The 12,273-nt window shown below is 65.0% G+C and carries 10 protein-coding genes; 8 read left to right on the top strand and 2 right to left on the bottom strand.

Features of this window, described 5'->3' with window-relative positions:
• Positions 1–17: 17 nt before the first annotated feature.
• Positions 18–3,698 (top strand): cobaltochelatase subunit CobN, encoded by a 3,681-nt coding sequence (gene cobN / locus JHL16_RS09905; RefSeq protein ID WP_200184668.1) that lies wholly within the window; start codon positions 18–20, stop codon positions 3,696–3,698.
• Complete coding sequence (gene cobO / locus JHL16_RS09900; protein ID WP_200184667.1) at positions 3,695–4,300, top strand: cob(I)yrinic acid a,c-diamide adenosyltransferase; 606 nt, start codon at positions 3,695–3,697, stop codon at positions 4,298–4,300. Before cobN ends, cobO begins: the two co-directional genes overlap by 4 nt.
• A 157-nt stretch (positions 4,301–4,457) precedes the next feature.
• Here the strand turns inward: cobO and JHL16_RS09895 are convergent, their stop codons facing one another.
• Complete coding sequence (locus JHL16_RS09895) at positions 4,458–4,958, bottom strand: hypothetical protein (protein ID WP_200184666.1); 501 nt, start codon at positions 4,956–4,958, stop codon at positions 4,458–4,460.
• Positions 4,958–5,812: a hypothetical protein gene (locus JHL16_RS09890; RefSeq protein ID WP_200184665.1), complete on the bottom strand. Its 855-nt coding sequence runs from the start codon at positions 5,810–5,812 to the stop codon at positions 4,958–4,960. The genes JHL16_RS09895 and JHL16_RS09890 overlap by 1 nt, the downstream gene beginning before the upstream one ends.
• A 256-nt stretch (positions 5,813–6,068) precedes the next feature.
• On the opposite strand from JHL16_RS09890, the gene JHL16_RS09885 reads away from it, so the two are divergent.
• From JHL16_RS09885 to cobM, 6 genes are read left to right on the top strand one after another with little or no spacing between them, the layout of a single operon-like run.
• Positions 6,069–7,148, top strand: a complete 1,080-nt coding sequence (locus JHL16_RS09885; protein ID WP_200184664.1) for a sirohydrochlorin chelatase — start codon at positions 6,069–6,071, stop codon at positions 7,146–7,148.
• Complete coding sequence (locus tag JHL16_RS09880; RefSeq protein ID WP_200184663.1) at positions 7,145–7,774, top strand: precorrin-8X methylmutase; 630 nt, start codon at positions 7,145–7,147, stop codon at positions 7,772–7,774. Before JHL16_RS09885 ends, JHL16_RS09880 begins: the two co-directional genes overlap by 4 nt.
• On the top strand, positions 7,771–8,976 hold the full coding sequence (cbiE, locus tag JHL16_RS09875) for a precorrin-6y C5,15-methyltransferase (decarboxylating) subunit CbiE (RefSeq protein ID WP_200184662.1): 1,206 nt from the start codon (positions 7,771–7,773) through the stop codon (positions 8,974–8,976). The genes JHL16_RS09880 and cbiE overlap by 4 nt, the downstream gene beginning before the upstream one ends.
• Positions 8,973–9,674 (top strand): precorrin-2 C(20)-methyltransferase, encoded by a 702-nt coding sequence (cobI, locus tag JHL16_RS09870; RefSeq protein WP_200184661.1) that lies wholly within the window; start codon positions 8,973–8,975, stop codon positions 9,672–9,674. The genes cbiE and cobI overlap by 4 nt, the downstream gene beginning before the upstream one ends.
• Complete coding sequence (gene cobJ / locus JHL16_RS09865; protein WP_200184660.1) at positions 9,668–11,437, top strand: precorrin-3B C(17)-methyltransferase; 1,770 nt, start codon at positions 9,668–9,670, stop codon at positions 11,435–11,437. Before cobI ends, cobJ begins: the two co-directional genes overlap by 7 nt.
• On the top strand, positions 11,434–12,207 hold the full coding sequence (gene cobM, locus JHL16_RS09860) for a precorrin-4 C(11)-methyltransferase (protein WP_200184659.1): 774 nt from the start codon (positions 11,434–11,436) through the stop codon (positions 12,205–12,207). Before cobJ ends, cobM begins: the two co-directional genes overlap by 4 nt.
• Positions 12,208–12,273: the final 66 nt, after the last annotated feature.

Here is a 12,273-nt window from a genome sequence, read left to right as displayed (position 1 = left end):
AATCAGATTGAACGCTGATGCATCTTCTCGCCGCCCAGACCGGCGTCATTGACGGGGCCGCCGAAGCCATCGATCTCGCCCAGGCGCCGGGCGATATCGTCGTGCTGTCGGCAGCCGATAGCGAACTCGCTTCTCTGGCCCGCGCCTGGGAAGCGGTTGCGCCGTCCGGCACGACGCTGCGGCTCGCCAACCTGCTCACGCTGCAGCACAATCTCTCCGTCGACCTCTATCTCGAAAAGACACTGCGCCATGCAAGGCTGATCGTGCTCAGGCTGCTGGGCGGCGCGCGATACTGGCCCTATGGCCTGGCCGAGATCGAAGCGCTGGCGCGCCACAACGGGATCAAGCTCGCGGTGCTGCCGGGTGATGCCCACCCCGATCCCGCCCTCAACGACCATTCGACCCTGAGTCCCGCCGAGTGCGAGAGGCTGCGCCAGTATCTCGTCTCCGGCGGGGAGCTCAACGCACAAGGCTTTCTGCGGCTCTGCCTCAATCTCCTGGAGCGCGGCGAAGCGCCCTCGCCCGCGACCGCGCTCGCCAAAGCCGGCCTCTACAAGAATAACCAGATCGGCGATGCGCCGATGGCGGCAATCGTCTTTTATCGGTCGGTCCTCGAAGGTGCCCAGACCGCTCCCGTCGATGCGCTGATTTCAGCCCTCAAGGCGCGCGGCATCGACAGCCTCGCGCTTTATGTGACGAGCCTCAAGGATGCGGCGAGCGCGCAATTCATCGCGGAAACCTTCGACGCGACGCCGCCCGACATCATTCTCAATGCGACGGCTTTCGCCGTCTCCTCGGGAAGCAGCGCCATCGATACGCCTTTCACACCCTATGACTGTCCGGTGCTACAGGTCGTCTTCGCGGGCTCGGGCGAGGCAAGCTGGCGCGACAGTGCGCAAGGCCTGAGCGCGCGCGATCTCGCCATGAATGTGGTGCTGCCCGAGCTCGACGGGCGGGTCTTCACACGCGCCGTCTCCTTCAAGGCGGATGATCACTGGGACGAACGCACCCAATGCCGGATCGTCACCTATCGGCCGGTGCCGGACCGCGTCGCCTTCGCCGCCGATCTCGCCGCCGCATGGGTCGGTCTCAGACGCACCCAACCCTCCGACCGCCGCGTCGCCATCATCCTCGCCAACTATCCCAACAAGGATGGCCGCATCGCCAATGGCGTCGGCTATGACACGCCGGCGAGCAGCATCGCGATCCTCCGTGCGCTGATGGACGCAAGTTACGATGTCGGTGACATCCCGTCCGACGGCAACGGGCTCATCGAGGCGCTGCAGCGTGGGCGGACCAACGCGCACAGACATGACAGCGCCACGACGCTCGCCGTCGCCGACTATCGACGCCATTTCGCCGCTTTGCCAGCGGACGTGCAAAGCGCCATCACCGAACGCTGGGGCACGCCGGAACGCGATCCGTTCTTCGCGGGCGATGCTTTCGCACTGCCTGTCCTCGTCTATGGAAATGTGGCGGTCGCGATCCAGCCGGCGCGCGGCTACAATATCGACCCCAAGGCAACCTATCACGACCCGGCTCTGGTGCCACCGCATGGCTATCTCGCTGCCTATTTCTGGCTGCGCCATCACTTCGGCGTCCAGGCGATCATCCATAACGGCAAGCATGGCAATCTCGAATGGCTGCCCGGCAAGGCGACGGCGCTCTCGGCTTCCTGCTACCCGGAAATCGCCTTTGGTCCGATGCCGCATCTCTATCCCTTCATCGTCAACGACCCAGGCGAAGGCACGCAGGCGAAACGCCGGTCGGCGGCCGTCATCATCGATCACCTGACGCCGCCGCTCACGCGCGCCGAAACCTATGGGCCGCTTAAAGATCTCGAAGCCCTGGTCGATGAATATTATCTCGCTTCCGGCCTCGACCAGCGCCGCCTCGCGGCCCTGAAGCGCGACATTCTCGACCTCACCCGCAGCCAGCGGCTCGATGTCGATGCCGGTTTCACCGGCAATGAAAACAGCGACCTGCAGAAGCTCGACGCCTATCTCTGCGACCTGAAAGAAGCGCAAATCCGCGACGGGCTGCATATTCTGGGGGCCTCACCCGAAGGCCGGCTTGAGACCGATCTCCTCGTGGCGTTGACCCGCGTGCCGCGCGGGCTCGGCGAGGAGGCCGACCAGTCGCTCATCCGTGCGCTGGCCGGCGATCTCGGTTTCACCGACTTCGATCCCCTCACCTGCGATATGGGTTTGGCTTGGGCCGGCCCGCACCCTCCTGCCCTCGCTGCAATCTCCAACGATCCGTGGCGCAGCCAAGGCGATACGGTCGAGCGGCTCGAGCTGCTCGCGGCGCGCTGTGTCGAAAGCCGCGCAGGCATCGGCCCGCAATCGGACAAGGTCATCGCCGAGATCACCCGCAGCATCGCGCCGCGCCTGCGCAGTTCCGGCGAGAACGAGATGGCCGCCGTGCTCAAGGGCCTTGATGGCCGCTTCGTCAAACCCGGCCCCTCCGGCGCGCCGACACGCGGTCGGCTCGATGTCCTGCCCACGGGGCGCAATTTCTATTCGCTCGACAACCGCACCGTGCCGACGCCGACAGCCTGGACACTGGGCCAGAAATCGGCCGAGGACCTGCTCGCTCGTCATTTCCAGGATTTCGGCCGTTATCCCAAGGCGCTCGGCCTCTCGGCCTGGGGCACCTCCAATATGCGCACTGGCGGCGATGACATTGCGCAAGCTTTGGCGCTCATCGGCGTGAAACCCGTCTGGGAGCCGTCGAGCTGGCGGGTGACCGGTTATGAGATCATCCCGCTGCCCCGCTTGGGCCGGCCGCGTATCGACGTAACTTTACGCATATCGGGCTTCTTCCGTGACGCTTTCCCGGCGCAGATCGAATTGCTCGACAAGGCCATCCGCGCGGTCGGACAGCTCGATGAGCCGGAAGACGATAATCCGATCGCGGCGCGCATGCACGGCGAAGCAAGGACGCTGGAGGCCAACGGCGTCGCCGCGGCCGACGCCTCGCATGTCGCCGGCTACCGTATCTTCGGGTCGAAACCCGGCGCCTATGGCGCGGGCCTCCAGGCGCTGATCGACGAGCGGTTATGGGCCGAGCGTGGCGATCTCGCCCGCGCCTATATCACCTGGGGCGCTTATGCCTATGGCGCGCGTGATGAAGGCGCCAATGACGAGCGGGCTTTCAGCGAGCGCCTCAAACGCATCGAGGCCGTGGTCCATAACCAGGACAATCGCGAGCACGATCTGCTCGACTCCGACGACTATTATCAGTTCGAAGGCGGCATGAGCGCCGCGGTCGAGGAGATGTCGGGCACGCGTCCGCGCGTCTATCACAATGACCATTCCCGTCCCGAACGGCCGGTGATCCGCACCCTCGAGGAAGAAGTCGGCCGCGTGGTGCGCTCACGTGTCGTCAATCCGAAATGGATCAATGGCGTCAAGCGCCATGGCTATAAGGGCGCCTTCGAGATCGCCGCGACGGTCGATTACATGTTCGCCTTCGCGGCGACGACGGGCGCGGTCGCCAGCCATCATTTCGATCTCGCTTATGATGCTTTTCTCGGTGACGAAGCGACACGCGATTTCATCGCCCGCAACAATCCGGCCGCGCTCAAGGAAATCGCCGAGCGGCTCGAGGAAGCCATTGCCCGCGGCTTGTGGACGCCACGTTCCAATTCGGCCTATGCCCAGCTCAAATTGTTCAAGGAAGGACATCTCCCATGAGCGAAGATGAAAATGCCCGCCATCACGACAAGATGCAGAAGAAGAAGGCGGCCCGCGACAAGATCATGGCCGGCAAGACGATCGAGAAAGGCCTGCTCATCGTCCATACCGGCAAGGGCAAGGGCAAGTCGACCGCCGCCTTCGGCATGGTCTTCCGCTGCATCGGCCACGGCATGAAAGCCGGCGTCGTGCAGTTCGTCAAAGGCGCCTGGGCGACGGGCGAGCGCAGCGTGCTGGAGAAATTCCCCGAGCTGGTGACCATCAAGGCGATGGGCGAAGGTTTCACCTGGGAGACCCAGGACCGCGAGCGCGACATCGCCCATGCGCGCGCCGGCTGGGAAGAAGCCAAGCGCATGATCGCCGATCCCGATTACAAGCTCGTGCTGCTCGACGAGCTCAATATCGTGCTGCGTTATGATTATCTCCCCGTCGAAGAGATCATCGAGACCTTGCGCAACAAGCCGGCCGACAAACATGTCATCGTCACCGGCCGCAATGCCAAGGAAGAGCTGATCGAGATCGCCGATCTCGTCACCGAGATGGAACAGGTGAAGCACCCGTTCCGCTCCGGCGTGAAGGCGCAGATGGGGATCGAGTTTTAGTCATACGGGCCGCCTCTCCCGTTGACCTCACCCTGAGGTGCGAGCGAAGCGAGCCTCGAAGGGTATGCTTCAAGGTTCTCGCTCTATCCTGAGGGACGCTTCGAGGCCCGGCTGCGCCGGGCATCTCAGCGTGAGGGTGTTGTGCGAGGGCGTTGCGCTAGCACTGCCAGCCTTTCTCCGAGCGCAGCGACTTCGTCACATGGCCGACGATCGCGTCGAACTCCTTTTTCCGGCTGGCGGGATATTCGAGTCTGACATGATTGGCGATCTGGCCGTCACAGGCCTGGATGATCTTCTCGAAGACGATCTGATCACCCTTGGTGCCTGAGAAGGCGTACCAGTCCCTTTTGCCGGCCGTATAGGAAATGTCCCAGCCGTCCTGCTTGTCATAGGAGACAAGGCGCCCGGCATATTGCGCGAAGCTCTCGTCTTCGAGCGAGACGGCCAAGGAGCCCCAGACGGCGATGGTCGCGTCGCCTTCAGGCGAGGTAAATCTGCGGCCGTCGTCATTGGTGGGCGCCTCGCCTTCCTTGTAATCGGCCGGGATGTCGGCGGTGGCGCCGAAGCGCTCATTCACATAAGTCCGCCATTCGGCCGCCAAGGCGGCGCCGGTCAGCATCGCGGTCAACACCAACGCGACATACCACGGCTTCATCATCAATCCCTTCCGGTCTGGCTCTGCTTCAGGCTGCGGATGATATTGCTCAGATCCTGCTGAGTCTGCTGCGGCACACCGGCCGCCGGGCGGGCACCCTGGCGCGGCTGCGCCGAAGGCTGCTGTCCACCCTGGCTGCGCGTCTGCGGCTGCGGGCCGCCGAAATTGGTCACATAGACGGGCGACGGCGGCACGGCGCGGATCGGCGCCATGGCGATATTGAGGGTGTGGACATCCGCGCGGCCGGCGGCGAGGCCGGCGCTGCCGCCCAGCTCATAGTCTCCGATCCGGATGATGTTGTAGCCGGGATCGAGACCCGCCCCCGCCTCGATGCCGAATTCGATGATGTAGCCCATGCCGTCGGTCTGCTGGGCGATGCCGGCCGCCTCGATCGCTTCGGCGGCACGGGCGATCCAGGTCTTGAGGCCGAGATGGCCTTTGAGCAGCGGCTCGGGCCCGCGCTCCGGTTTGAAGCCGGCACATTCGGCCTGGTTCAGGCCGGCCAGCGTGGTCGAGAAGGTCACCGATGAGACGCTCTGGGCCTTGGCGGCGCGCCGCGCATTGGCGCCCATATGGAAGCTGTCGGTGACCTGGATGGGCACCAGGATCTGCGCCGTGACGCCGCCGCTCTTGGCCTCGGTGACATCGAGGGTCAGCTCGATGCCGGCGGCCCAGTCCTTAAGCCAGGGATGGCGGCCGGCATTCTCGGCATAGGCCGCCGCCAGCTCGCATTTCACATTGCGCAGGATGTCGGCGACGCCGACACCCCGTTCATAGGGCAGGCTCGGCACCGAGGCGCAGGCCGCCAGCACCATGAGAAAGCCCAAAGCCGATAATCTGCGAATCGCCAGAATCAATTCCTCACCTGACGTAGAGCTACAGCCCTGCCCGCTGTCGCTCAATCCCCGCCGGACGTCGCGGCGGCGATTGACCCGGGAACCCGCCCCCGCTAGGTGTGCGGGCACGCAAGACAAGCAGCGTTCCATACAAGGAACTGAAAGCAAGTCCGGTGCGGCCGACCCAAATCGGGGGCCAATGCCGGAGCTGCAGCGAAAGCCCGGCACACTGTGCCTGGAACCCTGTCCTTTCTTGCGCAACGAAAAGGCAGGACCCATGCAGACGAAAACCGGTGTGATGTTGTGCGGCCATGGCAGCCGAGACGAAGATGCCGTCCAGGAATTCGCCGTCCTGGCCAAACATCTGAAGAGCCGGTTTCCGAACACCCCCGTCGAGTTCGGCTATCTCGAATTCGCCACGCCGATCATCCGCGACGGCCTCGACAGACTGCGCGCCGAAGGTGTCGACAAGGTGCTGGCCGTGCCGGGCATGTTGTTCGCCGCCAGCCATGCCAAGAACGACATCCCCTCGGTGCTCAACACCTATGCCGTCAAGAACGGGCTCAAGATCGATTACGGCAAGGAGCTCGGCATCGATCCCAAGATGATGCGCGCCGCCGCCGACCGCGTCGAGGAAGCCCTGCGCGACGCGCCCGGCGATATCGGCCGGCATGAGACGCTGCTGGTCGTCGTCGGCCGGGGCGCCTCCGATCCCGACGCCAATTCCAACGTCTCCAAGGTAACGCGTCTGTTGTGGGAAGGCTTCGGCTTCGGCTGGGCCGAGACCGCCTATTCGGGCGTCACTTTCCCGCTGGTCGAACCGGCGCTCGAGCACGCGGCGCGACTCAACTACCGCCGTATCATCGTCTTTCCGTATTTCCTCTTCACCGGCATCCTGGTGCAGCGCATCTATGACGCGACCGATGCGGTGGCGAAGCGTTATCCCGGCATCCAGTTCATCAAGGCGCCCTATCTCAACGACCACCCGGCGGTGATCGACACCTTTGTCGAGCGGGTCGAGCAGATCGTCACCGGCGAGACGGCGATGAACTGCCAGATGTGCAAGTTCCGCACTCAGATCCTGGGTTTCGAGGCGGAAGTCGGCGCGCCGCAGGAGAGCCATCACCACCATGTCGAGGGCATCGGCACGGGCAAGGCGGATGATGACCACCACCATCATCACGGGCATGATCACCATCATGATCATGGCCACGACCATGACCACCATCATCACGATCATGACCATCATCACCACCATCATCATGGCGACGGCCATGACCATGATCACGGGCATCACCACCATCCCTATCCGCATGCCGACCATCCGCTCGGCCCCCGGAGCATGAAGAAGACGTGAGAGACTATTTAAGCGATCCGGCCGAGATCTACCGGCGTTCCTTCGCGACGATCCGGGCCGAGGCCGATCTCTCCGGCTTTGCCGTGGCGGCGCGCCCGATCGCCGAGCGGGTCATCCATGCCTGCGGCATGACCGATATCGTCGGCGATCTGCGCATCTCAGGTGATCTGCCCGGTGCCATTGCCGGCGCACTCAAGGCGGGAAAGCCCATCTTCACCGACAGCGAAATGGTACGTCAGGGCATCATCGCCCGGTCCTTGCCGGCAGGCGTCGAGATCATCTGCACGCTGAACGACCCCAAAGCGCGCGAGCTGGGTCTCGGCCGGCAGATCACCCGTTCGGCCGCCGCTGTCTCGCTCTGGCTGCCGCGCCTCAAAGGCGCCGTGGCCGTCATCGGCAATGCCCCGACCGCGCTTTTCGCCCTGCTCGAGGCGCTCGATGCCGGCGCAGACAAGCCGGCCGCCATTGTCGGCATGCCGGTGGGCTTCATCGGCGCGCAGGAATCCAAGGACGAGCTGGCGGAAAATCCCCGCGGTGTGCCCTTCGCCACCCTTCTGGGCCGGCGTGGCGGCTCGGCCATGGCGTCCTCGGTCGTCAATGCCGTCGCGACGGAACTCTCCCCATGAGCAAGTGGCTGACCATCCTCGGCATGGGCGAAGACGGGCTCGACGGCCTGTCGCCCCGCGCTCGCACACTTCTCGATGGCGCCGAGGTCATCGTCGGTTCCACGCGGCTCTTCGGGTTGATCGGTGATACGAAAGCCGAGCGGCATGAATGGCCGCAGCCTTTCAGCGCCGTCGTCGACCGCATCAAGCCCTTGCGCGGGCGCGCCACCGTCGTGCTGGCGACTGGCGATCCGCTCAATTACGGCGTCGCGCGCAAACTCATGGAGATCGTGCCTTTCGCCGAGATGGAGATCGTACCGCATCTCTCCTCCTTCAGTCTCGCCGCCGCGCGGATGGGCTGGCCGCTCGGCGATTGCGACACGATTACGCTGCATGGCCGACCGGCCGCCAATCTCGAAGCCTTCATTCAGCCCGACGCACGGATCCTGGCGCTGACCGCCGATGCCTCGACGATCCCGGAGGTCGCCCGCCGCCTCGTCGCGCGCGGCTATGGCCTGAGCGACATCACTGTGCTCGAGAATATGGGCGGCTCGCGCGAGAGTCGCGCCACCTTTCGTGCCGATGAAGTATTGCCGCGCGCCTTCTCGGATCTCAACACGCTCGCCATCCATTGCCATGCTAAACCCGGCGCTGCACTTCTGTCGTGCGTGCCGGGCCTTCCTGACGACGCCTATCTCCATGACGGCCAGCTCACCAAACGCGAGGTGCGCGCCGCGACCCTCGCCGCGCTCGGTCCTTATCCCGATGCGCTTCTGTGGGATGTCGGCGCGGGCTCGGGCTCGATCGCCATTGAATGGATGCGGGCCGCCCGCGGCGCCCGCGCCATCGCGTTTGAAAGCCATGCCGAGCGCCTCAAGATGATCGGCGAGAATGCCGATCGGCTCGGTACCCCACGCCTTACCGTCATCGCCGGCGCGGCGCCGGCAAGCCTCAAAGGCCAGCCTCGGCCCGATGCTGTCTTCATCGGCGGCGGCATGGGTGTTCCCGGCGTCTTCGAAGAGAGCTGGGCGGCGCTCAAATCCCAAGGCCGCATGGTGGCCAATGTGGTGACACTCGAAGGCGAGCTGCATCTCGTCGACCTGCAGGAGAAACATGGCGGTGAACTTGCCCGCATCGAAGTCTCGCATCTCGACCGCATCGGCAGCCTGCGGGCGCTCAAGCCGCGCATGCCGGTGCTGCAATGGCGGGCGGTGAAACCATGAGCGGCACGTTCTACGGGCTGGGCGTTGGTCCCGGCGATCCTGAGCTCATCACACTCAAGGCCTGGCGCATCATCTCGCATGCGCCGGTCATCGCCTATCCGGCCGCCAACGGGAATGAGAGCCTCGCCCGCAAGATCGCGGCGCCCTTCATCCCTGAGGACGTGACCGAGCTCGCCATCCCGGTGCCGATGCGGCGCGAACGTGAGCCGGCGCAGGAGGCCTATGACGAGGCGGCGAAACTCATCGCCCGGCATCTCGACGACGGCAAGGACGTCGCCTTCCTGTGCGAGGGCGATCCCTTGTTCTATGGGAGCTTCGCCTATCTGCTCGACCGGCTCGCCGGGAAACATCCGACCGTGATCGTGCCCGGCATCACCTCCATCACCGCTTGTGCCGCCCAAATCGGCCGGCCGCTCGCGGCGCGCAATGATATCCTGAAAGTTCTGCCCGGCACGCTCGACGCCGAACGCCTCAAGCAGGAGATCACCGGGGCGGATGCCGTCGCCATCATGAAGGTCGGCCAGCATTTCGAGAAGATCAGAGGCGTGCTCACCGAGCTCGGCCTTGCCGAGCGCGCCACCATCATCGAGAAGGCGACGCGCGAGGACGAGCGGATCACGCGGCTCGCGGACGTACCTGCGGGCGAGCGGCCCTATTTCTCCACCATCCTCATCTATCAAGGGAGCGAGGCATGGTGAGGCCGCCGGCGATCTTCATTCTCGGCGCCTCGGCTTTGCCTCTGGCACGCCAGCTCAGGGATGCCCTGGGCGGTGATATCCACGGGCCGCACTGTGTCGATGGCCCCGATCACGCTTATGCAAAAGCGACCGCTGCACTGCAGGACCTGTTCAAAGACGGGCGGGCGATCGTGGCGCTCTGCGCGGCCGGCATCGTCATCCGTGCTTTGGCGCCGATCCTTGCGGACAAGCGGGAGGAGCCGCCGGTGCTGGCGCTCGCCGAAGACGGCACGTCCGTCGTACCGCTGCTCGGCGGCCATCACGGCGCCAATGAGCTGGCGCGGCGGATCGCCGGCATCACCCGGGGCCATGCCGCCATCACCACGGCGAGCGATCTGCGCTTCGGCGCCGCCTTCGACGATCCGCCGGAAGGCTGGACCCTCGCCAATCCGCAAGACATGAAGGACTTCGTGGCGCGCCTCCTGGGGGGCGCGAAAGTCACGATCGACGGCGCCCTGCCCTGGCTCGACCTGCCCTCTGTGCCCGATGCCGAGCTCACGATCACGGCGACGCATAAGACCGTCACGGGCTCGCCAACGCGGCTCGTCTACCATCCCAAGGTCCTGATCCTGGGCGTGGGTGGTGAACGCGGTGTCGGCGCTGACGAAATGATCGCGCTCGTCGAAGACACCCTCGCACAGCATGGGCTGGCCAAGGCTTCGCTCGCAGCGATCGGCTCGATCGATCTCAAGGAGGACGAAGCAGCGATCACGGCGCTCAGCCGTCATCTCGGCCTGCCCTTCCGGGTCTTCAGTGCTGCTGAGCTCAACGCATACTCACCGCGGCTCAAGACACCTTCCGCGGTGGTGATGGCGGAAGTCGGCTGCCCGGGTGTCGCCGAAGGCGCGGCGCTGGCGGCTGCCGGCCCTGACTCCGAACTGATCGTCGCCAAGACCAAATCGAAACGCGCCACCTGTGCCGTGGCGCTGAGCCCCGCGCCTTTGACCGAGCTCGCCGGGCGCCCACGCGGCACGGTTTCGCTGATAGGCCTCGGCCCGGGTGATGCCACTATGCGCAGCCCGGAAGCGAGCGCGGCTCTGGCCCGCGCCACCGACTGGGTCGGTTACGGCCTCTATCTCGACCTTGCCCAGGATATGAAAGCCGGACAGGCAGAACACCGCTTTCCGCTCGGCGGCGAAGAGGACCGGGTGCGCCATGCGATCGCGCTCGCCCGGGAAGGCCGCCAGGTGGCGCTCATCTGCTCGGGCGATCCCGGCATCTATGCGATGGCAGCGCTCGCTTATGAACTCATCGATCTCGAGCCGGCGCGTATCGCTGTCGAGGTGCTGCCCGGTATCTCGGCCTTCCAGGCCGCGGCGGCGCGCGCCGGCGCGATGATCGGCCATGATTTCTGCTGCGTCTCGCTCTCCGACCTGCTCACGCCCTGGGAGGTCATCGAGAACCGCCTTCATGCGGCGGCGCAAGGCGACTTCGTCACCGCCTTCTATAATCCGCGCTCGCTCAAGCGGCGCGACCAGCTCGACCGCGCCATCGCCATCCTTACGCCGCACCGCCAGCCGGACACGCCGGTCATCATCGCCAGCAATCTCGGCCGGCCGGAGGAGACGGTGCGCATCGTGCCGTTGAAAGACTTCGACACCAAAGTGGTGGACATGCTGACCCTGGTGATGGTCGGCTCCTCGCAATCCAAAGCCTTCCAACGCGGCGACGGGCGGACCTATGCCTATACGCCGCGCGGCTACGCCAAGAAGAGACAAGCATGACCGTACATTTCATCGGCGCCGGTCCGGGCGCTCCCGATCTCATTACCTTGCGTGGCCTGAAACTGATCCAGAGCTGCCCGGTCTGTCTCTATGCCGGCTCACTCGTGCCGGAAGAGATCGTCAAGGCCGCTCCCGAAGGCGCCCGCGTCATCGACACCGCGCCCCTCCATCTCGACGAGATCATCGCCGAGATCGAAGCCGCTCATCAGGCCGGCCAGGATGTGGCGCGCGTCCATTCGGGCGATCCCTCGATCTACGGCGCCATCGCCGAGCAGATGCGTCGCCTCGACAGGCTCGGCATTCCCTATGACGTGACGCCCGGCGTGCCGGCCTTCGCCGCGACGGCGGCGGCGCTCAAGGCCGAGTTCACCCTGCCCGAGATCGCCCAGACCATCATCCTCACCCGTACGGCCATGCAGGCCTCGCCGATGCCAGAGATGGAGGCGCTGGAGGAGCTCGGTCGCTCCAAGGCGACGCTCGTCATCCATCTCTCGGTGCGCAATCTCGCCTATGTCGAGCGCGCGCTCACACCGCATTACGGGCCCGACTGCCCGGTGGTGATCGGCTATCGGGTGAGCTGGCCCGATCAGCAGATCATCCATGGTACGCTGTCGACCATCGCCAAGAAGGCGCGCGCCGCCAAGCTGACCCGCACCGCGCTCGTCATTGTCGGCCCGGTCCTGGGCGCCCATGATTTCCGCGATTCGGCTCTCTACGATGCCGGTCACGAGCATGTGCTGCGCAACCGCAAGACAGCGAAATCAATCTAAAACCCAGGAAAATTCGATCCAAATTCGGGATTTTCGAGCATTGTGAGTTTAGCCACAGCGCCCGGC

Source organism: Taklimakanibacter albus (assembly GCF_016595235.1).
Lineage (GTDB): Bacteria > Pseudomonadota > Alphaproteobacteria > Rhizobiales > Aestuariivirgaceae > Taklimakanibacter > Taklimakanibacter albus.
The sequence above is the reverse complement of the archived record's forward strand: the minus strand, read 5'-3'. Positions and strand labels throughout refer to the sequence as shown.